The 21,850-nt window shown below is 73.6% G+C and carries 21 protein-coding genes; 8 read left to right on the top strand and 13 right to left on the bottom strand.

Translation table 11 applies throughout. The features are described 5' to 3' along the window. Positions 1-404 precede the first annotated feature (404 nt). A complete protein-coding gene (gene cls, locus D1781_RS01525; RefSeq protein WP_119480522.1) occupies positions 405-1,871 on the bottom strand; it encodes a cardiolipin synthase in 1,467 nt (488 codons plus the stop codon). A gap of 60 nt (positions 1,872-1,931) precedes the next feature. Between cls and D1781_RS01520 the strand changes: the two genes are divergently transcribed. From D1781_RS01520 to D1781_RS01510, 3 genes are all read left to right on the top strand, one after another. Beyond that, positions 1,932-2,939, top strand: coding sequence for a DUF418 domain-containing protein (locus D1781_RS01520; RefSeq protein WP_119480521.1), 1,008 nt, complete (start codon positions 1,932-1,934; stop codon positions 2,937-2,939). 49 nt (positions 2,940-2,988) lie between these two features. Then, on the top strand, positions 2,989-3,798 hold the full coding sequence (locus D1781_RS01515; protein WP_119480520.1) for an HAD-IIA family hydrolase: 810 nt from the start codon (positions 2,989-2,991) through the stop codon (positions 3,796-3,798). A 106-nt stretch (positions 3,799-3,904) separates the two neighbouring features. After that, a complete protein-coding gene (locus D1781_RS01510) occupies positions 3,905-4,333 on the top strand; it encodes a hypothetical protein (RefSeq protein ID WP_119480519.1) in 429 nt (142 codons plus the stop codon). A 9-nt stretch (positions 4,334-4,342) separates the two neighbouring features. Here D1781_RS01510 and D1781_RS01505 read toward each other — a convergent pair whose 3' ends face one another. The 3 genes from D1781_RS01505 to D1781_RS01495 are packed head-to-tail and all read right to left on the bottom strand — an operon-like array spanning position 4,343 to position 6,769. Further along, positions 4,343-5,296 carry an asparaginase gene (locus D1781_RS01505; RefSeq protein WP_119480518.1) on the bottom strand — a complete coding sequence of 318 codons (954 nt, stop codon included), beginning with the start codon at positions 5,294-5,296 and terminating at the stop codon, positions 4,343-4,345. A 16-nt stretch (positions 5,297-5,312) separates the two neighbouring features. After that, on the bottom strand, positions 5,313-5,861 hold the full coding sequence (gene pyrE, locus D1781_RS01500) for an orotate phosphoribosyltransferase (RefSeq protein WP_119480517.1): 549 nt from the start codon (positions 5,859-5,861) through the stop codon (positions 5,313-5,315). 56 nt (positions 5,862-5,917) lie between these two features. Further along, on the bottom strand, positions 5,918-6,769 hold the full coding sequence (locus D1781_RS01495) for an alpha/beta hydrolase fold domain-containing protein (RefSeq protein WP_119480516.1): 852 nt from the start codon (positions 6,767-6,769) through the stop codon (positions 5,918-5,920). 55 nt (positions 6,770-6,824) lie between these two features. Here D1781_RS01495 and D1781_RS01490 point away from each other — a divergent pair, with 55 nt between their 5' ends. Further along, positions 6,825-7,664, top strand: coding sequence for an exodeoxyribonuclease III (locus tag D1781_RS01490; RefSeq protein WP_119480515.1), 840 nt, complete (start codon positions 6,825-6,827; stop codon positions 7,662-7,664). A 2-nt stretch (positions 7,665-7,666) separates the two neighbouring features. After that, the gene (locus D1781_RS01485; RefSeq protein WP_233550909.1) at positions 7,667-8,179 is read left to right on the top strand and encodes a low molecular weight protein-tyrosine-phosphatase; all 513 of its coding nucleotides are present in this window, start codon (positions 7,667-7,669) and stop codon (positions 8,177-8,179) included. 50 nt (positions 8,180-8,229) lie between these two features. Here the strand turns inward: D1781_RS01485 and D1781_RS01480 are convergent, their stop codons facing one another. From D1781_RS01480 to D1781_RS01470, 3 genes are all read right to left on the bottom strand, one after another. Continuing rightward, positions 8,230-9,231 (bottom strand): shikimate dehydrogenase family protein, encoded by a 1,002-nt coding sequence (locus D1781_RS01480; RefSeq protein ID WP_199706338.1) that lies wholly within the window; start codon positions 9,229-9,231, stop codon positions 8,230-8,232. A gap of 107 nt (positions 9,232-9,338) precedes the next feature. Then, the gene (locus D1781_RS01475) at positions 9,339-10,265 is read right to left on the bottom strand and encodes an AEC family transporter (protein ID WP_119480514.1); all 927 of its coding nucleotides are present in this window, start codon (positions 10,263-10,265) and stop codon (positions 9,339-9,341) included. A gap of 71 nt (positions 10,266-10,336) precedes the next feature. Next, positions 10,337-11,758 (bottom strand): DHA2 family efflux MFS transporter permease subunit, encoded by a 1,422-nt coding sequence (locus D1781_RS01470; RefSeq protein WP_119480513.1) that lies wholly within the window; start codon positions 11,756-11,758, stop codon positions 10,337-10,339. Between the two features lie 66 nt (positions 11,759-11,824). Here D1781_RS01470 and D1781_RS01465 point away from each other — a divergent pair, with 66 nt between their 5' ends. Continuing rightward, entirely contained in the window at positions 11,825-12,427 is a 603-nt protein-coding gene (locus tag D1781_RS01465) for a TetR/AcrR family transcriptional regulator (protein ID WP_119480512.1), read from the top strand. A gap of 75 nt (positions 12,428-12,502) precedes the next feature. On the opposite strand, the gene D1781_RS01460 is transcribed toward D1781_RS01465, so the two are convergent. From D1781_RS01460 to D1781_RS01435, 6 genes are all read right to left on the bottom strand, one after another. Next, on the bottom strand, positions 12,503-14,470 hold the full coding sequence (locus D1781_RS01460) for a hypothetical protein (RefSeq protein WP_199706336.1): 1,968 nt from the start codon (positions 14,468-14,470) through the stop codon (positions 12,503-12,505). A gap of 74 nt (positions 14,471-14,544) precedes the next feature. After that, the gene (locus tag D1781_RS01455) at positions 14,545-15,627 is read right to left on the bottom strand and encodes a glycoside hydrolase family 130 protein (RefSeq protein ID WP_119480511.1); all 1,083 of its coding nucleotides are present in this window, start codon (positions 15,625-15,627) and stop codon (positions 14,545-14,547) included. Continuing rightward, on the bottom strand, positions 15,624-16,541 hold the full coding sequence (locus D1781_RS01450) for a carbohydrate ABC transporter permease (protein ID WP_119480510.1): 918 nt from the start codon (positions 16,539-16,541) through the stop codon (positions 15,624-15,626). Before D1781_RS01450 ends, D1781_RS01455 begins: the two co-directional genes overlap by 4 nt. Further along, the gene (locus tag D1781_RS01445; protein WP_233551099.1) at positions 16,541-17,446 is read right to left on the bottom strand and encodes a carbohydrate ABC transporter permease; all 906 of its coding nucleotides are present in this window, start codon (positions 17,444-17,446) and stop codon (positions 16,541-16,543) included. Before D1781_RS01445 ends, D1781_RS01450 begins: the two co-directional genes overlap by 1 nt. Positions 17,447-17,487: 41 nt before the next feature. Further along, positions 17,488-18,786, bottom strand: coding sequence for an extracellular solute-binding protein (locus tag D1781_RS01440; RefSeq protein ID WP_233550907.1), 1,299 nt, complete (start codon positions 18,784-18,786; stop codon positions 17,488-17,490). Between the two features lie 13 nt (positions 18,787-18,799). After that, positions 18,800-19,843 (bottom strand): LacI family DNA-binding transcriptional regulator, encoded by a 1,044-nt coding sequence (locus D1781_RS01435; RefSeq protein WP_119480508.1) that lies wholly within the window; start codon positions 19,841-19,843, stop codon positions 18,800-18,802. 125 nt (positions 19,844-19,968) lie between these two features. On the opposite strand from D1781_RS01435, the gene D1781_RS01430 reads away from it, so the two are divergent. Continuing rightward, positions 19,969-20,337, top strand: coding sequence for a hypothetical protein (locus D1781_RS01430; protein WP_119480507.1), 369 nt, complete (start codon positions 19,969-19,971; stop codon positions 20,335-20,337). A gap of 106 nt (positions 20,338-20,443) precedes the next feature. After that, positions 20,444-21,805: a DUF6421 family protein gene (locus tag D1781_RS01425; RefSeq protein ID WP_119480506.1), complete on the top strand. Its 1,362-nt coding sequence runs from the start codon at positions 20,444-20,446 to the stop codon at positions 21,803-21,805. Positions 21,806-21,850: the final 45 nt, after the last annotated feature.

The following is a 21,850-nucleotide window of genomic DNA, read 5'->3' as shown; positions in this document are numbered from 1 at the left end:
GTCCATCCACGGGCGCGAGCGGTTCGTCGGGTGCGCCCCGGCGTCGAACCGCGCGTAGGACTGCCCGAGCAGCCGCTCGGCGTCGCGCCGCCCGGTCGCGTTCGGGACGATCAGCGGCGCGTCGACCCCGATGACGACCGGCGACGGATGCGCGTCGAGCCAGGCGTCGATCTCCTCGTCGGTGCGCACGCTCGCGGAGTCGAGCAGCGCGCCCGTCGCGTCGACGGCGGCGAGCCCCGTCCGACCGTTCGCGCCCCACGCGAGGTCGATCCCGAGGTGCACGGGCGCGGGGTGCGCGGTCCGAGGGGTGGTCTCGAGGCTCGCTGCGCTCGCACCTCGACCGGCGGGGAGGGCGGCGGCAGCGGAGGCGGGGGCGGGGGAAGCAGCGGACGTGGAGTCGGAGGTCACTGCACCGCCGAGGTGAGGCGGGCGATGCCGTCGATGAACGCGTGGAACGGGCTGCGGCCCGCCCACGCCTCGAGCGCGATCCGCTTCGAGCGGGACCGGTACTCGTCCTCGACGCGGCGCAGGGCGTCGGTGAACGCGACGCCCTCGACCAGCATCATCAGCTCGAGGTCGAGCTGGAACGAGCGGATGTCCATGTTCGACGAGCCGACCACCGCGACCCGGTCGTCGACCGACATGTGCTTCGCGTGGAGGATCGTCGGCGCCGCGTACTCGTAGATCCGCACGCCCGCCTCGAGCAGGTCCCGGTAGTACGAGTGCTGCGCGTGGAACACGAAGAACTGGTCGCCGATCTCGCCGACGAACAGCTCGACGTCGACGCCGCGCCGAGCGGCGGTCAGGATCGCGCCGAGCAGCGACTCGTCGGGCACGAAGTAGGGGCTCGTGATCGAGATGCGGTGCTCGGCGGCGTAGATCAGCGAGTTGAAGAGCGCGAGGTTGTTCTCGGACTCGAAGGCGGGGCCGGACGGCGCGATCTGGGCGAGCAGCGTGTTCGGGTCGTCGTCGTTCGCGACCGCGTCGACCGTCGTCGTCGCGGGGATCTGGTCGGTCTCGCTGAACCAGTCGGTCGCGAAGATCGCCTCGACCTCCTGCACGATCGGGCCCCGGACCTCGACCATCAGGTCGCGCCACCGGAGGCGCCTGCGCCGGTTGCTCCACGTCTCGTACCCCGGGTCGATCACGTTCATCGAGCCGACGAAGGCGACGGTCCCGTCCACGACCATGAGCTTGCGGTGGTTCCTGAGGTCCGGCCGCTGGTAGCGGCCGCGGAACGGCTGCACCGGCAGCATCAGGCGCCACTCGACCCCGATGCGGGTCAGCTCCTTGCGCGCCCGACGGAACCCGGGGTACTTGAACGAGCCGAGGTGGTCGACGAGCAGGCGGACCTCCACCCCCCGGGCGACGGCGCGCTCGAGGGCGGCGAAGAAGGGGCGCGTCGTGTCGTCGAGGGCGACGATGTAGAACTCGACGTGCGCGTACCGCTCCGCCGCGTCGAGCGCCTGGATGAGCGCCGCGAGCTGCTCCTCGAAGTGCGGCAGCAGCTCGGCCGCGTTCCCGTCGATCAGCGGCATCGCGCCGACCGAGCGGTTCAGGCGGGCGATCGGCGCCAGCCAGCGCGGCGCGGCGTGCGTGTCCGCGACGGCCTCGACCGCGCGCGACCGCTCCTCGATGCGCTCGTTCATCGTGCGCTGCTTGTCCCTGCGGGCCTTCGGCAGCTTCGGCGACCCGATCAGGCCGAACAGCGCGAGGCCGACGAGCGGCAGCACGACGATGAGCAGGATCCAGGCGAGCGCCGACGACGGCCGCCGGCCCCGCGGGGCCACGGCCAGGGCGATGAGCAGCAGCGCGCCCTCGATCGCGAGCAGCACCGCACCCGGCAGGGCGCCCGCGATCCAGTCCAGCACAGGGCCGATTCTTCCGGTTGCCGCACCTCGGCGCCGACCGCGGCGCCTAGCCTCCCGAGCATGGACGTGCGGTTCGCGGGGATCGACGCGGCACGCGGCCTCGCCATCGTGGGGATGCTGTGGGCGCACACGGCCGCGGACGGCACCCGGCAGTCCCTCGCGGACGGTCGCTCCGCGGTGCTCTTCGCGACGCTCGCCGGCTGCTCGATCGGCCTGCTGACCGGCGGCGGGCGGCCCCGGACCGGCCGGGGCCGGCGGGACGCGCTCGTCTCGGTCGCCGTGCGGGGCGTCGTCCTCGTCGCGCTCGGGCTCGGCCTGTGGACCCTCGGCACGCCCGTCGCCGTCGTGCTCGACACGTACGGCGTGCTGTTCCTCCTGCTGCTGCCCCTCGTCTTCGCCCCGGTCCCGGTGGTCGCGGCCGTCGGTGCCCTCGCCGCCGTCGCCGGACCGCTCCTCGTCGACGCCGTCGGCGAGGACCTGCAGACGCCGTTCACCCCGGAGCGGCTGCTCCACCTGCCCGCCGAGTGGCTGGTGACCGGCTACTACCCGGGCGTGGTGTTCGCGGCGTACCTCTGCGCCGGCCTGGTCGTGGCACGGGCCGACCTCGCACGACGCCGCACGCTGCTCGCGATGGTCGTCGGCGGCGCCGGCACGAGTGCGGTCGGCTACGGCGGCGCGCTCGTCGCCGGCTTCGACGCCTCCGCCCACGCGAACACGACGGCGGAGGTGCTCGGGTCCGGCGGGCTCGCCGTCGCGGTCGTCGGGGCGCTCGAGCTGCTCTGCTCCTCCCCTGCGACCGGTGCGGCGGCGCGGACGGTGCTCGCGCCCCTCGTCGCGGCCGGGCGGATGCCGCTCACCATCTACACGGGGCAGCTCTTCGTGCTCGCGATCTGGCTGCTCACCCCCGCCGCGGGCACACCACCGTGGATCGAGTCCTGGCCGCTGCTCGTCGGCCTGACCACCGCCTCCCTGCTCTTCGCGCTGGTCTGGCAGCGGTTCGTCGGCCGCGGGCCGCTGGAGGGGATGCTCGGCGCGCTCGCGAAGCCGCGGCAGCGCGCGCGGGCGTGACCCCTCCCGGGGCCTGCGCGCCGCGGAGCGCGGCCGATAGCCTCGGCGCGTGGCGGGGACTCGGGCGGACATCGACTGCTGGTTGACCGACATGGACGGCGTGCTCGTCCATGAGAACCAGGCGATCCGCGGTGCCGCGGAGCTGATCCAGCAGTGGACGGACCAGCGCAAGCCGTTCCTGGTGCTCACGAACAACTCGATCTTCACGCCGCGCGACCTCGCCGCCCGGCTGCGCGCCTCCGGGCTGTCGGTGCCGGAGGAGTCGATCTGGACCTCCGCGCTCGCGACGGCGGACTTCCTCGCCTCCCAGATCCCGGGCGGCAGCGCGTACGTGATCGGCGAGGCCGGGCTCACGACCGCGCTGCACGAGGCGGGCTACATCCTCACGGACACCGCGCCGGACTACGTGGTGGTCGGCGAGACGCGGAACTACTCGTTCGAGGCGATCACGAAGGCGATCCGGCTGATTGGCGCCGGCGCCCGCTTCATCGTCACGAACCCGGACGCGACCGGCCCGTCGAACGAGGGACCGCTGCCGGCGACGGGCGCCGTCGCCGCGCTGATCGAGCGCGCGACCGGCAGGACCCCGTACGTCGTCGGCAAGCCGAACCCGATGATGTTCCGCTCCGCGATGAACCGCATCGGCGCCCACAGCGAGAACACCGGCATGATCGGCGACCGCATGGACACGGACGTGGTCGCGGGCATCGAGGCGGGGCTGCACACGGTGCTCGTCATGACCGGCATCAGCGACCGCGCCGAGATCGAGCGCTACCCGTTCCGGCCGGACGAGGTGCTCGACTCCGTCGCCGACCTGCTCGACCCGGACCCCGTGCTGTCGGAGGGCCCGGAGGCCTAGCCCGCTTGTAGAACGAAAACCGTGGCCGCGCCGAGCGGCGCCGGTCGACCCGGCAGGAGCAGAATCGCAGGAAGCTGCCCGAGCAGCAGCAGAGAGAACCCGCCTGGTGATCGACGACATCTTCCACGCCGCTTGGCGTCAGGGGCGTGCGAACTCGCGTGCATACGAGCGCAAGTACGGCGTCCGCTCCCTCGAGGAAGCACGGAACTGGTGGTGGGCTGCGTTCCTCGTGGTGTTCCTCAACGCCGCGAGCGTCTACAGCATCGTCCACGTCCGGGAAGCCGGCCTCTGGGTGCTTGCAGGCGCGGCATTCCTTCTCCTCGAGGTCGCCGGCGCAGCAGCGTGGCTGTGGGAGAAGTTCGAACCCTTGAGGGCGGCTCAGATCGACCACAAGCTCGGCCACCGTGAGCCGGAACCTGACACGACGAGCCCGCGCATCATTCGCATGCAGGCGGAGCGGAAGCGCGCCGACATACTCGCGGAGTACCGGCGCAGCGCGTTCCGCGTCGACTCGCACGGAACGATTACGAAGTAGGAGCCCGGGTCAGACCAGGACGCGGACCCGGCCGACCTCGGCCCCGCCGCCCGTGATCGCGAGCGCCGGATCGGCCAGGAAGCGGTCGGCCGCCCCGCCGTCGATGGCGCCGGCTCCGGCGAGCAGCGCGACCGCGACCGCGGCAGCCGCGCGATGGGCGCCGTCCAGCACCTTGACCGCGACCGCGGTGCCGTCCGGCGCGACGGCGCACCAGACGCCCTCCGCCCCGGACTTCGCGACGACGCCCAGCCCGGCGACCGCACGCGTGGTCGCGGTGCCCTCCCCCTCGATGAGGACGGGCTCCGCGCGGATCGCGGCCGCGAGCGCGGGCTGCGCGGCGAAGAGGGTCGCGTAGCCGCGGGCGAGCGCGCGGAGCGGCACGGCCCAGACGGGGCCGCCGCAGCCGTCCGTCCCGGGCCGGACGGGCTCGGCGCCGGTGTGCTCCTCGATCACGGCGGCCGCGAGTCCGTGCACCGCGTTCGCCGGGTCGAGGTACGTCGCGACCGGGACGCCGAGCGCGATCGCCGCGCCGATCATCCCGGCGTGGTTGCCCGAGCAGTTCATGGCGATCCGGCTCGGCCCGAGGCCGGCGCGGACCAGGTCCTCGGTCGCGCGCCGCGACGACGGCCACGCCTCGGGCGTCCGGAGGTCGCCCTCCGCTGCGCCGACCGCCGCGAGCAGCGCCCGGACGGCCTCGACGTGCCGCGGGCTCCCGACGTGGCTGGAGGTCGCGATGACGAGCCCCTGCGGGTCGAGCTCGACCCCGGCGCGCAGCGCGGCGACGGTCTGGAACGGCTTCAGCGCGCTGCGCGGGTAGACGAGCGCCTCGACGTCGCCGAGCGCCGTGCGCTGCGCGCCGTCCGGGCCGACCACGACGGCGGCGCCGACGTGCTGCGACTCCGGGAACCCGCTCCGCTCCACGACCGCCAGCGGGACGGCGCCGGCGGCGTCGAGCGGCCTCACGACGCGGGCCGCGCGATCACGCGAGGCCGAGGTCGGCGAGGTCGAGCGCCGCCAGGTACGGGTATCCCGCGGCCTCGATGACCTCGCGCGCGCCCGTGCTCCGGTCGACGACGACCGCGACGCCGACGATCCGCGCGCCGGCCTTCTCGAGCGCGGCCGCGGCCTTCAGCGGCGAGCCGCCCGTGGTGGAGGTGTCCTCGACCACGATCACGCGCTTGCCCGCGACCTCGGGGCCCTCGACCTGGCGGCCGCGGCCGTGGTCCTTCGGCTCCTTGCGCACGACGAACGCGTCGATCGCGGCACCGCGTGCGGCGCCCTGGTGCAGGATCGCCGTCGCGATCGGGTCGGCGCCCATGGTGAGGCCGCCGACGGCGTCGACGTCCGGCACGTCCGCGATCAGATCGAGCATCACCTGCCCGATGAGGGGTGCGACCCGGTGGTCGAGGCTCACCTTGCGCAGGTCGACGTAGAAGGAGGCCTTCTTGCCGGAGGTGAGGGTGAAGTCGCCGTGGAACACGGCGTCGGCCTTGATGTGGTCGATCAGCTGATCGCGGGCGCTGGGCACGGTCCCCGATCGTATCGAGGGCCGCTCCGGCGTCGGGCGCTCGGAGGCCGGGCGGCTCAGCGGAGGGCGTCGACGAACGCGCGCCGCGCCGCCCGCGCCTCGGGGATCGGCAGCAGCGGCCAGTTGTGCAGCAGGCCCCTGCCGACCAGCAGGCGGACGGGGTCCGGGCAGCGCTCCTCGAGGCGGAGGGCGTCGCGATGCAGCACGTCCCGGGTGCCGCTCGCGACGGTGATCGGCCCGAGGCCGGCGAGGTCGCCGAGCAGCGGGCTGACGAAGGGGTGGTCGATCGGCAGGTCGCCCCGGTAGTGCTCCGCGGCGCGGCGCAGCCCGGGGGCGGCGAGCCACGGATCGCGCTCCATGCGCCACGGCTCGGTCATCGATCCGTCGAGCCAGGGCGCGCTGAGCAGGAGCGGGGGCCGGAGCCCCTCCTCCGCGAGGAGCTGCGCGGCCGCGAGCGCGATGCCGCCGCCCGCGGAGTCGCCGAGGAGCGCGAGCGGCCCCTCGGCGGCGAGCCCGCGGGCGATGGCGGCGACCCGGGGCACCGTGTCGGCCGCGGCGCCCTCGGGGGCGGGGCGGAAGAGCGGAGCGACCAGGGTGCGGCCGCTCGCGGCGGCGAGCGCCCGCCAGAAGGTCCAGTGCTGCGCCTCCGGACCGAAGACGTAGCCGCCGCCGTGGAGCGCGAGGACCGTGCCGGTGGAGGCGGTCGCCCCGCGGGGCACGAGCCGGACGAGCGGCCAGTCGCCCTCCTGCCGGAGCGCGACGTCGACCCCCTGCACGGGTCGCGGGGGCCGCGCGGGCCACGGGCGCCGTCGCGCGATCGCGCGGTCGAGCGCCTCCCCGGACCGCCAGGTCCTCCCCCGGCCGGCGACGGCGAGGAACGCCCGGACCGCCTCGTGCTGCACGCTCATCCGCCCGCCCCTCCCGCAGCCGACCTCCCCGGCTCGGTGGGTAGCGTTGCATCCCGTGCGGATCGCCACCTGGAACGTCAACTCGATCCGGGCCCGCGTCGGCCGCGTCACGGACTGGCTGCAGCGCGCCGACGTCGACGTGCTCGCGATGCAGGAGATCAAGTGCCGCGACGTGCAGTTCCCCCACGAGGCGTTCGAGGAGGCGGGGTACGAGGTCGCCACGCACGGCCTCTCCCAGTGGAACGGCGTCGCCTTCGCGAGCCGGATCGGCCTGACCGACGTCGAGCTCGACTTCCCCGGCATGCCCGGGTTCGGCAAGCCGCTGCCCGACGGCTCGCTGCCGCTCGAGGCGCGGGCCATGGCGGTCACGGTGGGCGACGGCGTGCGGCTCTGGAGCCTCTACGTGCCGAACGGCCGCGACCTCGACAACCCGCACTACCCGTACAAGCTCGAGTGGCTCGCGCGTCTCGCCGACGTCGCCCGGGGCTGGCTCGCCGAGCACGAGGGCGAGCCCCTCGCGATGACGGGCGACTGGAACATCGCGCCGCTCGATGCCGACGTCTGGGACACCGCGGTGTTCGAGGGCGCGACGCACGTCTCGCCGCCGGAGCGCGCCGCGTTCCGGCACTTCGAGGAGCTCGGCCTCGCCGACGTCGTCCGGCCGCTCGTGCCCACCGGGTACACGTACTGGGACTACAAGCAGCTGCGCTTCCCGCGCAACGAGGGCATGCGCATCGACTTCGTGCTCGGGTCGCCGGCGTTCCAGGAGCTCGTCACGGGCGCCTCGATCGAGCGCGACGAGCGCAAGGGCGACGCCCCCAGCGACCACGTGCCGGTGGTCGTGGACCTCGACGCGGACTCGCCGCTCGACGACGACCGCCCGATGATCTTCTGACCGTGGCCGAGCCGTACCGCGTGATGACGGTCTGCACCGGCAACATCTGCCGGTCGCCGATGGCCGAGGTCGTGCTGCGCGACCGCTTCGAGGCCGCCGGGCTGGGCGACCGCGTCGTCGTCGACTCCGGCGGGATCTCCTCCGAGGAGCTCGGCAACCCGATCGACCCGCGTGCGGCCCAGGTGCTGCGGGAGGCGGGCTACCCGGTCCCGCGGCGCACCGCGCACCAGGTCTCCGCCCGCGACATCGCCGAGCGCGACCTGCTGCTGCCGATGACGGCGCAGCACGCCCGGCGGCTGCGCACCCAGGCGCCCACCGACGCGGACGCCGGGAAGGTGCGGATGTGGCGCTCCTTCGACCCGGCCGCGCCGTCGCTCGACGCGGTCGACGAGTCCGCGCTCGACGTCGAGGACCCCTGGTACGGCGGCCACGACGACTTCCTGGCGACGCTCGAGCAGGTCGAGGCCGCCGCGGACGCGATCGTCGACCACGTGCGCGCACGGCTCCGCGACTGATCGCGATCCGCAGGTGATCCGGTCGACCGGACCACCTGCGGCAGGCCGGGTCAGCGGACGCTGCGGGCGATGTCGCTGAGGCGGTCGAACGCCGGGCCGGAGGTCGGGACGTCGACCTGGAAGACCTCCTTGACGGCCTGCAGCCAGCCGTGCACGAAGTAGGTCCAGCCGTCCTCCACGCGGATCGACCGCTCCCCCGCCTGCCGCAGCGCGGTGTCGAGGAAGCGGAGGTCGCCGCGGTAGTTGAGGTCCCACGCGGTGGCGCCCTCGGGCAGCAGCGCGTCCTCGCCGATCGGCGAGCCGGGCAGGTCCTTGCCGAGCCCGGTCGCGTTGACGACGAGCGAGCCCGCCGGCTGGGCGGCGAGCACGGCGTCCGTGTCGTCGGTCGAGCCCACCTGGACGAGCTCGAGCGGCACGTCGGGACCGACCTGCCGGGCGATGGACGCGAGGTGGTCGAGGCGCTCCCGGCTGCGGTCGGTCACGACCAGGGTCGCGGGCCGGTCCTCGCCCCGCTCCTGGCGAACCAGGCACCAGGTGAGGGCCGTCCCCGCACCGCCGGCACCGAGCACGACGGCGTTCGCGCGCCGCTCGGCCCACGCGCCCGGGGGCACGATCGCGTCGAGCGCCAGCGCGCCTGCGACCGGGTCCTTCGCGAAGCCGTGCAGGCCGTCCGGCCCCTTCGTGACGCAGCTCACCTCGCCCATGAGCGTGGCGAGCGGGCGGAGCTGCGCGAACAGGTCGCGCGCGGCGGTGCCGACGCTGATCTTGTGGCTCGTGATCTGCATCCCGACGCCGAGGGCGTCCTGGCGCAGGAACTCGACGATGCGGCGCGTGTGCTCGGCCGGCGCGCCGACCGGCAGGTCGATGCCCCGCAGCACGGCGTCGTCGAGCCCGAGCTCCGCGGCCCAGGCGGGGAAGACCCGCTGGATCGACGAGGAGCCGGTGGAGACGCCGAGGAAGTAGAGCGTGGGCTGCTCCGCGGGCACCAGGGTGTCGGCGGTGAGGACGGGCAGCGGTGCGGGGGTGACGGCGGGCACGTCGATGGCGGTCATGGGGATCTCCCTCCTTCGACCGGGAACCGGCCGGAGCGTCAGGGTATGCCGTCTCAGTGGCCGCTCAGTGAACTTCCAAGTCGAGGGGGTTCACGCATCGCCGATGGTCAGGGCACGAGCAGGAGGGAGACGACGAGCAGCACGGGCACCGCGGCGACGGTGGTGATGAGCCCGGCGTCGCGGGCGATCGGCGTGCCCGTGCCGTAGCGGCTCGCGAAGTTCAGCACGTTCTGCGCCGTCGGCAGGCCGGCGAGCACCACGGACGCGTGCAGCTGCTCGGGGGGCATCCGGAACACGAACGACCCGACCGTCCACGCGAGGATCGGCATGCCGATCGACTTCAGCGCGGAGGCGAGCAGCACGTCGGCGCGCCCCTCCCCCGCCGCGAGCGGCCGGGCGCCGAAGAGCGACAGCCCGAACGCCGTGAGCATGAGCGGGACGGAGGCGCCGCTGAGCAGCTTCAGCGGCTCGAGCACGAGCGACGGCACCTCGAACCGGGTCAGCGCGACGACCGTGCCGAGCACCGAGGCGATGATCAGCGGGTTCTTCAGCGAGGTCAGGACCGTGCCGAGCACGGTCCTCCGGCCCTCGTGCGTCGCCGCGTCGAGCAGCACCAGACCGGTGGGCGCCAGCACCATCAGCTGCAGCAGGATGATCGGCGCGGTGTACGCCGCGTTCCCGAGCAGGTAGACGGCGACCGGCAGGCCGATGTTGTTGGCGTTGACGTAGCCGGAGCTCATCGCGCCGACCGTGATCGGCCCGAGCGACCGGTGCCAGACGAACCGCGCGACGAGCACGTAGACGAGCGCCACCCCGAGCGCGGAGACCGCCGCGACGAGCAGGATCGGCGAGAACAGCACGGCGGTGTCGGCCGTGGCGATCACCGTGAACAGCAGCGCCGGGGCGGCGACGAAGAAGACGTAGCGGTTGAGCACCAGGCGGGCGCCGGAGCCGAGCACGTCGAACCGGCCGAGCAGGTACCCGACGAGGACCACGACCGCGATGACCGCGAACCCCTCGAGCACCCCCGTCATCCCGCCATCCTCCCGGACGACGGCGGGGCCCCGGCGGCGCGCGGCGCCGACGAGACCCCTGGGGGCGGCGGTCAGACCGCGATCGGCTCCGCCACCGCGAGCCGCGCCTCGGGCGTGGCCGCAGCGGCGCGCACCCGGCCGGAGGGGAGCAGCAGGGCGAGCACCGCGCCCGCCGCGACGACGCCCGCGCCCACGAGCACCGCCGGCTGGGCCGCGTCCGCGAACCCGGCGGGGGTGAGCGTGCCGCCCGCACCCGTGAACACGGCCGTCAGGACGGCGATGCCGAGCGCCACGCCGATCTCCCGCAGCGTCGAGTTCGCGCCGTTCGCCTTTGCGTGGTCGGCGGGTGCGACGCCGGCGAGCACCGCGTTCGACAGCGGCGAGAAGACCAGCCCCATGCCCAGGCCGGCGGCGACGTACCCGGGCAGCTGCACGCCGTAGGAGGGATCGCCGCCGAGCACGACGCCGAGCCAGCCGATCCCCGCCGCGAGCAGCACGAGGCCGGTGACGATCAGCTGCCGGGTGCCGACCCGCGGCGCGACCAGGCCGCTGAGCGGCGCGATCACGAGCGGCATCGCCGTCCACGGCAGCGTCATGAGCCCGGCCTCGAACGGCGTGCGCCCCTGCACGATCTGCAGGAACTGGGCCAGGAGGAAGACCGCGCCGAACGCGCCGAGGCTGAAGATCAGCGCGACGACGTTCGCGACCGCGAACCCGCGGTCGCGGAAGAGGCGCAGCGGCAGCAGCGGCGCGGCGGCGCGCGACTCCCGGACGACGAAGGCGATCAGCCCGGCGACGCCGAGGGCGAGCGCGCCGAGCACCTCCGCGCTGCCCCAGCCCGCGTCGTTGCCGCGCACGATGCCGAATACCAGGGCGACGACGCCGAGCGAGGCGAGCACGACGCCGGCGACGTCGAAGCGCACCCGGACGCCGGCGGCGCGGGGCAGTGCGACGAGGGCGAGCGGCACCGCGACGACCGCGACCGGGACGTTGAGCCAGAAGATCCCGGACCAGCTCCAGCCGTCGACGACCGCGCCGCCGATGACCGGGCCGAGGGCGACGCCGAGCCCGGCGATGCCGCCCCAGATGCCGATGGCGACCGCGCGGAGGCGGTCGGGCACCGCGCTGACGAGGAGCGGGAGCGAGAGCGGCATCGTCAGCGCCGCGCCGGCGCCCTGGACCGTCCGCGCCGCGATGAGCACCGACTCGTCCCCCGCGAGCGCGCAGGCGGCGGAGGCGAGGGCGAAGACGCCGATGCCGAGCACGAAGACCCGGCGGCGGCCGAAGCGGTCGCCGAGCCCCACCGCGAACAGCATCAGGGAGGCGAACGCCAGCGTGTACGCGTTGGTGATCCACTGCAGGCCCTCGATGTCCGCCCCGAGGTCGGCGTGGATGGCTGGCAGGGCGGTGGTGACGACGAGGTTGTCGAGCGTGGCCATGAACATGGGCACGCCGGCGGCCAGGACGGCCAGCCAGAGCGGGGTGCGGCGCATCTCGGTCCTTCCGTTGTAATCGAATGATTACAACAGACAGTAGTAATCAACTGATAACATGTCAACATGGTCCAGCACGACGACGGCCGGCGCACCGCGGACGAGCGGCGCGAGTCGATCCTGCGTGCCGCGGCACAGGTGTTCGGGCGGCGCGGCTACGCCGGCGCGACCACGGATCAGGTCGCTCGCGCCGCCGGCATCAGCCAGCCCTACGTCGTGCGCCTGTTCGGGTCGAAGGAGGCGCTCTTCCTCGCCGTCCTCGACCAGGCGAAGACCGAGCTGCTGGCCGCGTTCCGGGCCGCGATCGCCGAGGACCGGGCGTCGGACTCCCCCGCTGAGCACCTCTTCGTCGTCCTCGGCGACCGCTACGTCGACCTGGCCCGCGAGCGCGGCGTGCACCTCTCGCTGCTGCAGGGCTTCGTGCAGGGCGCCGAGCCGGTCATCGGCGCCGCTGCGCGCGAGGGCTACCTCGAGATCTGGCGCTTCCTCCGCGAGGAGGCGGGCTTCGACGTGGACCGGGCGCGCGACTTCCTCGGGCGCGGGATGCTGCTCAGCGTGCTCCTCGCGGTCGACCTGCCCGTGCTCGACGCCACCTCGCCCGAGGCGCACGAGCTGCTCGTCGCGGCCTGCGGCCCGAAGCTGCCCCTGGTCCTCGACGCCGCCTCCTAGCCCGCCGCCCCTCCGCCCCTTCGTTCTGCAGGCGAAGGGTGCCGACGAGACGAAGGGGCGGGCAGCGCGTCCGGCTCAGCGGACCAGGGCGAAGCCGCCCTTCGGCAGCGCGACGCGGCCGGATCGCGCGACGACCGCGCCCGCGGACGACCCGTCGGCCCGGTACCGCTCGACCCGGTCGCCGCGGGCGACCGCTGCCGCGCCGCCGTGCCCGGCGTCCACGAGCAGCGTCGGGCCGCCCGAGAAGGCGATCCGCTGCACCTCGGGCCGGACGAGCAGGGCGTCGATCCGCACCGCGCCGGTCACGGCGCGCACCGTGAGCACGTCGCCGCGCACGGTGCCGATCGTCTGCGGCGCGAGCGCCCCGGACGTCGCGGTGATCCCCTGCGCGCCGACCGTCGAGGTGAGGGTGCGCCGGACCCCGCCGCCGCTCCACCGCGAGACCGGCGCCGTCCCGGTGCCGCGCTCGACCTGCTGCACGACGGCCTCGACCTCGTGGACGCCGCGTCCGAGGCGGAACGTCGCCGTCTCGCCCGGGTCGAGCCGCAGACCGGTGCCGCTCCACGCCGACTCCGCGGTGGAGGCGGGGTCCGGCGTGAACACCGAGCCGGTCGTCGCGGCGGTCTCCGCCTCGACGACGCGGAGGCCGTCGCGGGCGCCGAGCCCGTGGACGGCGACGGCCGCCTTCCGGACCGCAGGGTGCGCGTCGAGCGCGAGCATCGTGAGCAGGCCGTGGATCGTGCTCTCCGCGCCGCTGTTCCGGTTGATGGTCCCGTCCGCCTGCACGCCGTCGAAGGTGACGCCGGTCGCGCGGTCGTAGACCGGGGCGCCGCTCGCGTTCGCGCCGAAGAACCAGGCGGCCTGGAGCGCGGCGAGGTCGCGCACACCGCGGGACCCGGTGCGGTCGGCGACCGCGAGGAGCCCCTGGACGCGGGAGTCGACGCCGTAGGCGATCTGGGTGCGGTCGCTCGGCGTCGGACCGAGCAGGTTGTCGGCGCCGCCCGCGGCGAGCAGGTCGGGCTCGAACCCGGCGGTGTCGCGCACGGCCGGCCGCAGCAGCGCGGGGCGGTGCATCGCGGAGGCGGCGGCGGCGAGCGCGGCGCTCGTCTGCGACGCCCACGCGTGCCAGCTCGTCCGCGACGCCGCGGACGGCAGGATCGCGCCGTACGGCCAGGAGGCGGTCTGCGGCGTGGTGGCCGCGAGCCGCTCGATCGACCCGGCGAGCGCGGTGAGCGCCCGACGGGGAGCGGCGTCGCGCGGTGCCGCCGCCGTGTAGGCGGCGAGGCCCAGCACGGCCTCCGCGCTCGCACCCGCGTCGTCGACGATCAGCCGGCCGGGCACCCGGACGCCGTCGGCGGTCTCGGTCGCTGCCCCCGTGCGCAGGGTCTCGCGGTCGAGCGCGCGGACGGCGAGACGGAGCCGCCCCTGGAGGAAGCGGGCGAAGCCCGGATCGCTGTGCCGGAAGGCCGCGTAGCCCTCGCCGTACGCCCAGATCGTGCGGGCGAGCCAGTAGCTCGGGCCGGAGTCGCTCGGGTCGGGCAGCTCGACCGGGTCCGCGCTCGGGTTCAGCGTGCCGTCCGGCTGCATCCACAGCACGGGGTTCCCGGCGTGCGGGCCGGTCGTCGTCTGGAAGACGGCGAGCCCGCGGAGCACGGCCTCGGCGTGCTCGCGGCTCGCCGCGCTGCCCGTCTGCCGCCAGTCGCGCAGGTAGACGACCGCCGCGCGGGCGACGTCGTCGGTGTTGAACGCGCCCTGCCCGTAGGTGTTCGTCGCGGCGTCGTAGGTGCCGCCGCCGACGCGGCGGTAGGACCCGTCGTCGTTCCGGTCGGCGTAGGTCCAGGGCAGCTCGACGGCGGCCGAGCCGTAGGTCGAGTGCCCGGCGGCCGCGGGCGGCCGGACCTCCTGGAGCAGGAGGTCGAGGTGGGCGGTGTTCGTGAGCCGGGCGCCCGCGGCGGGAGCCGGTTCGGCCTCGGCGGGCGCGGCGACGAGCGCCGACAGGACCAGGGCGCCGGCGGCGACGGGCGCGAGTAGATGCTTCAACACGCATGAACTCCTTCGTTCGGTTCCGTTTTGAAGGAACTTCCGCGCCGGATGCCCGGAAGTTCCTTCAAGACGGATCAGGCCTTGAGCAGCTTCGCGGCGCCGATCTTCGTGTCGGCCATGCCGTAGAAGACGAACGGTTGCCCGTCGATCTCCTCGATCGCGGTGGGGAACACGACGTTCGGGACGATGCCCGACTTCTCCCACTCCGTCTCCGCGGTCAGCACGGGCACGGGCGTCCGGGCGAGCACGCGGGAGGGGTCGTCGCCGTCGAGCAGCATCATCCCGGCGGCGTAGTTGACGTGCTTCTGCTGCGCGAAGGCGGAGTCGATCCGCCCGGTGACGCCGTGGTGCAGCAGCAGCCACCCCTCCGGCACCCGGTACGGCGCGGGACCGCCGCCGATCTTCAGCTCCTCGTACGGGAACTCGGGGCCGGCGAGGAACCGGTTGCGCGTCCAGCGCGTCAGCTGCGACAGGTCGCGGGCGACGTCGTCGACGGGCACGTAGCCGATCCAGATGCTCTCGCGGGCGTCCGGCAGCCCGGCGGGCACCTGGGGCGCCTCCCCGGGCACGGTCTCCCCCACGTTCCACATCGGCCGGTGCAGCACCGCGTAGCAGCGGACGCCGTCCGGCGACGTCACGGGCTCGGGGAAGAACACCGTGTCCTTGTTGAACACGAGGCCGAGGTCCGCGTCGAGCGCGTCGTCGTAGGCGAAGGTCACGGGCCCGAGCCGCTCCCACGACCGCAGGTCCTCCGACACCGCGATCGCGGTGCGCGGGCCGAGGGGGCCGTAGGCGACGTAGGTCATCACGTGCAGGCCGAGGTCGGCGAACCACGTGGTCCGCGGGTCCTCGACGCCGGCGTGGGTCGCGCCGCGCTCCCACTGCCGGTCGGGCTCGAGCACCACGCCCTGCCGCTCGACGCCGACGGGCACGCCGCCCTCGACGAGCACGCGGGCCAGCCCGATCCGGGACACGTTGCCCGCGGCGACGACGCGCGGCAGCAGGTAGAGCTCGCCGTCGGAGCCGCGGCCCGACGCCGGGTTCAGCACGCCCTCGAACTCGAGGTCGTTGCCGGGCTCGGGCTCCATGACGAGCCCGACGCGCTCGAGGCGGTAGCCGACGTCGGTGCGGGTGGTGGAGGAGGTCACGGGGCTCATCCCTTCACGCCCGAGCCGAGGTCGCTCGAGACGAAGTAGCGCTGGAACACGATGAACAGGACGACGACGGGCACGGCGAGCACGAGCGCGCCGGCGGTGACGGCGCCGAACGGGTTGGCGGTCGACGAGGCGACCGAGGTGATGTAGTTCGCGAGGGAGACGGCCAGCGGCTGCCGGTCCGCCTGCTTCGTGATCAGGAACGGCCAGAGGAACTCGTTCCACGGGCCGATGAAGGTGAGCAGCACGCCGGTCACGAGCGCCGGCCGCACGAGCGGGATCGCGACGCTCCACAGCAGCCGCAGCTCGCGCGCGCCGTCGATGCGGGCGGCCTCGAACAGCTCGCGCGGCACCTGCAGGAAGTACTGCCGGAACAGGATGACGGCGGTCGAGTTGATCGCGAACGGCAGGATCATGCCGAGCACGTTGTCCGCCAGGCCGTAGTTCCGCGCGACGAGGACGTACAGCGGGATCTGGAGCAGCTGGAACGGGATCACCTGCACCAGCAGCACGATCGCGAAGGTGACGCCGCGGCCGCGCCACTCGAGGACGGCGAGCGCGTACCCGACGAGCACCCCGAACACGAGGGTGCACAGCAGCACCCCGCCCGTGAACAGCCCCGAGTTGAGGAGGCCGGACAGCAGGCTGATGCGACTGTTCACCGCGCCGAAGTTGTCGAGCGTGAGGTTCGACGGATCGGGGATCAGCCCGGACAGCGTCTGGTTCGGCTTCTTCTGCAGCGAGCCGATGACCATGTAGTAGAAGGGGAAGAGGAAGGCCACGGCACCGATGCCGAGCACCACCCCGCGGAGCACGGACTGCGTCCGCGTCCACCCCTTCGACCGCCGCCCGGCCGGGCGGCTCGTGGTGCGCGCGCCCTCCGCGGGCGCGGCCTCCTGGGCCTGCTGGATCGTCATCAGTCCCTCCCTCCGGCGAACCGGTTCTGCAGCCAGGCGATGATCAGGACGCCGATGACGAGCACGATGCCGATCGCGCTCGCGACGTCCGGGAGCCCCTGCTCCACGCCGAGCTGGTACATCAGGTACACGGGGGTGTTCGACGCCCCGTTCGGGCCGCCGCCGGTGAGCAGGTACGGCTCGGTGAAGAGGTTCGCCCCGGTCACGGTCGAGACGAGCAGCACGAGCAGCGTCGCGGGCCGCACGCCCGGCACGGTGACGGACCAGAACTGCCGGACCGCGCCGGCGCCGTCCGTCGACGCCTGCTCGTAGAGCTCCCGCGGCACGTTCTGCAGCGCGGCGAGGTACAGCAGGATGTAGAACCCGAGCTGCTTCCAGGTCACGTAGACCGCGATGACGGGCATCGCGAGCGACTGGTTCACGAGCCACGACGGGTTCGGCGCGAGCGGCCCGAGCAGGTTGTTCACGAGCCCGTCGCCGCCGAACAGGAACAGCCACACGCCGACCAGCGCCACCGACGCGGTGATGTACGGCACGTAGAAGCTGATCCGCAGGAACACCCGCAGGTGGATCACCCGGTTCAGCGCCGCCGCGAGCAGCAGCGAGAGCACCACGGTGAGCGGCACGTTGATCAGCAGGAACACCCCGACGTTGCCGAACGACTGGATCACCTGCGCGTTCGAGAACGCGTAGACGAAGTTCGCGAACCCGACGAAGGGGTACGAGACGTCCGCGCCGGGGGCGGCGAAGAAGAAGTCGTGGAACGCGATCCACACCGCGTAGATCACCGGGGAGGCGAAGACCGCCACGACGAAGACGAGGTACGGGGCGCTGAACAGGAGCCCGAGCGGGTTCCGGCCGAGGATCCGGTGCCGGAGGCGGTCGTTCGGGTTGCGCCGGTCGATCTGCTCGACCGGGGTCGGTGCGGCGGGCGTCGTCACGGCGGTCACGGCTGCTGCTCCAGGGTGTCGATGGTGGCTGCGGCGTCGTCGAGGGCCTGCGCCGGGTCCTTCCCGCCGAAGATCACGGACGACGTCCACGCGTTCCGGAACGTCTGCATCTCCTGCACGGTGTTGGGCCCCGCGGGCACCTCCACCGTCCGGGTCGCGAGCGACCCGAAGAGCTCGTACTGCGGGTGCTTCGCGAAGTAGTCGCGGTAGGTCGACGCGAGGTCGGGGCGGATGGGCATCTGACCGGTCGTGTCGAGGAACTTCGCGTCCTGGTCCTCGCTCGTCGCGAACTTCAGGACGTCCCACGCCGTGCCCTTGTGCTGGCAGGCCGTGTACATGCCGATGTTCTTCGCGTCGCTGAAGGTGTGGATCTCGTCGGCCGGCGTCCCGTTCGGCGTCGGCACCGTGACCGCGCCCCAGTCGACGTCCTTGTAGTAGCTGACCGCCCACGGGCCGACGATCGCCATGGCCGCGTAGCCGTCCGCGAAGGCGTCGCCCTGGTACTGCTCGGGGCTCGACAGCCCCTCCCGGTAGAGCGTCCGCCAGAAGTTCGCGACCTCGTCGCCGGTCTTGTCGTTGAAGGTCGCCTTGCCGTCCTGGACCAGCGGGGTCCCGCCGCTCGCCGCGACGTAGAGCGGGTAGAAGTCCGTGTCCATCTGGAAGAACTCGCTGGTCGGCGCGGGCTGGATCGCGACCTTCGCCGCGCCGGTCTTCACGACCTTCCGCGCGGCGGCGAGGAACCCGGCGTAGGTGCCGAGGCCCGGGTCCTTCGTGTCGATGCCCGCCTTCGCGAAGACCTTCTTGTTGTAGAAGATCACGACGGGGTTCGACTTCCAGGGCAGCTGGTAGTAGTCGCCGTCGACGCTCGAGCGGTACTGCTTCGCGAGGTCGCCGCTGCGTCCCTCGATGTAGGAGTTCCCGTCCGGGAACTTCGACAGGTCGACGAGACCACCCTGCTTCTCGAACTGGCCGGCCGCGAACGGCGCGGTGTTCAGCACGAGGCACGGGGCGTTCCCCGCCGTGATGGCCGCGGAGATGACCGACTCGCTGGTGCGGCCGGCGGGGATCTCCTGCGCGGTCACCTTCTCGTCCGGGTGGTCGCGGTTCCAGGCGGCGACCATCTGCTTGCCCCAGGCCACCTCCTGCTCGTTGTTCGAGTACCAGATGGTGATCGGGCCCTTGGACGTCAGGCTCGGGTTCGCGGCTCCGCCCTGACCGCAGGCCGAGAGGCCCACGGCGAGCGCGGCCGCGACGACGGCAGCACCGATGCTGCGCGCCCTGCGGGGATGGTGCACGGGTATTCCTTCCTCATCGCGGGTCCCGCTGCGGCGCGTCCTGCCCGGCGGGCGCGGGGCCCGTCGACGAGCGGACGACGAGCCGAGCGGGCCCGAGGTCGATGTCCTCGACCTGCTCGCCGGCGAGCAGGTCGAGGAGCGCGGTCGCGGCCGCCGCACCCCAGCGGGCGGGGTCGGTGGTCACGGAGGTGAGCGCCGGGACGGTCCAGCGGGCCAGCTCGGCGTCGTCGAAGCCGCAGATCGCGACGTCCCGGGGGACGTCGAGCCCGCGCTCGCGGATGACGCTGATGCCCGCTGCCGCCGCGACGTCGTTGCCGTAGACGATCGCGGTGGGCGGATCGGCGTCCAGCAGCCCGCGCGTGGCCGTCGCGGCCGCGAGCGGGGTGAAGTCGGTCTCGATCACGGCGGCCGGGGCGAGCCCCGACTCGGCGAGCGCCGCGCGGAACGCGTCGGCGCGGCGGGCGCCGTGCACCAGGTCCCGAGGCCCGGCGACGAGCGCGATCCGCCGGTGCCCGAGCTCGACGAGGTGGCGAGCCGTCGCGACGACGCCGGCCGCGTCGTCGAGCAGCACGGCGGGGAAGCGGGGGTCGCCGGTGCGGCCGAGGGTCACGGCCGGCAGACCGAGCTCGGCGAGGAGGTCGAGGCGCGGGTCCTCGGGCCGGAGGTCGCCGACGATGACGCCGTCGACCCGGCGGTCCGCGGCGAGCGCGCGGTAGTGCGCCTCCTCGTCCCGTTCGGGGCCGAGCACCGAGAGGGTGAGGGTGCGCCCGGCGGCGACCAGCACCCGCTCGGCCCCGGCGAGGAACGGCGGGTAGAAGGGTTCCGCGGCGACGAGGTCCGCGTCGCGGGCGATGACGAGACCGATCGAGTAGGCGAGGCGCGTCGAGAGCGAGCGGCCCTGCACGCTGGGCCGCCAGCCGAGCTCGGCGGCGACCTCGAGGATGCGCTGCTTCGTGCCGGGGGCCACGCCGGGCCGGTCGTTGAGGGCGAAGGAGACGAGCCCCTTGCTCACGCCGGCCGCCCTGGCGACGTCGGCGATCGTCGGCTTCGCGGTCATCGTCCACCTCCCGTCGTCACTGAACCGGTTTAGGCAGCGTACTCCTCTCCGGACGACCCATGTCCAGCGGAGCCCTCGAACATCCAGGCGGCGCTCAGGTCCGCGGCTGAAGTACGGTGTGCGCCATGACGGCGCCCGCGGTCCCCGCGCGGTCCGGCGGCACGCGCCGCACCTGGGACCTCGTGCTCGCGATCGTCCTGGCGGTCCTGCTCCTCGCCGCCGCCGCGGTCCTGGGGTTCGCGGGCGCGTTCCTCGTGATGGCGAGCGACTCCTGCGGGGCCTCGGTGACCTGCAGCACAGGACGGCTCACCGTCGGGGTGCTCGTCGCGATGATCGGCCCCGCCGTCGTCGCGGTGGCGACGATCGTCGCGCTCGTCGTGCGGATCGTGCGCGCCCGCCTCGCCTTCTGGGCGCCGCTCGTCGGCCTCGTGGTGGCCGTCCTCGTCTGGGCCGGCGGCGCTGCGCTCGTGTTCGGCTCCGTCCCGTCCTCGTAGGGGCGCCACGCAACGATCGTGCGCGAGCGGCACATCCGTGCACGTCCTGCGCACGGAACCGGCGCGGCGCGCGCCGTAGCTTCGGCGGGTACGAAGGAGGCGCTCCATGTCGCTGCTCGAGACGACCCGCCCGTCCGTGACCGCCGAGTCCGCCGGATGGCGCCGCCTGGAGGCCGCCGTCACCGCGTTCCGGCCGCTGCAGCAGAAGGACGGGGCCCTCGCGGAGGGCGCCGACCGGGACGAGGCGCTGCGCCTCCTCGACGAGGTCCGCGCCGCCGTCCGGGAGCTCGCACCCGCGTTCCCGCACGACGCCGCCTACCTCGCGGCGCTCGACGAGGACCTCGCGGCATGGGCGGCGAGCGGCGTCGACGTGCCCGACTTCCGCGCCTCCCTCGGCGCCTTCCACCCCCAGCGCGACCGGGTCGACGGCCTGCGCCACCTCGTCGTCTTCCCGATGACGACGCAGAACGGCTCGCCGGACCGGCTGCTCGAGGCCCTGCTCGTCGACGTGATCTGGCCGGACTTCATCGCCGACCTCGAGCGCGAGCACTACACGAACGCGCTCTTCGTGCCGATCCGCTTCGTCGACTTCACGGGCGGCTACGACACCGACTCCGCGGTGCTCTTCCCCGAGACGGTCGCGATGAAGGAGCTCATCCCCTTCACCTGGGGCGCGATCCTCCAGGACCGGGAGGCGGCGCGGTTCCGCCGCGTGCTCCGCGAGGCCGCCGCGATCACCAAGCTCGACCTGCCGGAGGACGCGCGGCGCCTGCTCGACGACCAGGCCCTCACCGAGCGCACCTTCGTGCTCTGGGACCTCATCCACGACCGCACCCACATGCGGGGCGACCTGCCGTTCGACCCGTTCATGATCAAGCAGCGGATGCCGTACTTCCTCTACTCGCTGGAGGAGCTGCGCTGCGACCTCACCGCGTTCCGCGAGGCCGTGCGGCTGGTCCGCGCGGAGGACACCGACGCGACGACCCGGGAGCACGCGGCGCTCGCGCAGTACGCGATCCTCTTCGACCGGATCTTCCGCTTCCCGCTGACCGGCTCCCGGGTGCGCAACTACGACGGGCTCGGCGGTCAGCTGCTGTTCGCGTGGCTGCACCAGCACCACGTGCTGCACTGGACCGACACGAGCCTCGCCATCGACTGGGAGCAGCTGCCGGACACGGTCGTCGCGCTGTCGGACGCGATCAACGAGCTCTACTGGGCGTCGATCGACCGGCCGAAGACCGCGCACTGGCTGGCGGCCTACGACCTGGTCCGGGCGACGCTGACCCCGAACCCGGCCTCGCGCTGGGCGCGCGGCCTGCCGGACGAGATCCTCGCCGGCGCGCCGAAGGGGTTCACCGACGCGGTGCTCGACGACGAGTTCCCGCTGTCGATGTTCTACGAGGCCCTGGGCAAGAAGCTCCGCCCCACCATCGAGTCGACGGCGGGCATCACGGGCGCCGACGCCTGACGTTCTTCCGTTCTGAAGGAGTTCTCGCGCGCTCGGTGCGAGAAC

The sequence above is a fragment of the Amnibacterium setariae genome (assembly GCF_003581425.1).
GTDB lineage: Bacteria > Actinomycetota > Actinomycetes > Actinomycetales > Microbacteriaceae > Amnibacterium > Amnibacterium setariae.
Note: the sequence above shows the minus strand (reverse complement) of the source record. Positions and strands in the feature narration are given on the sequence as shown.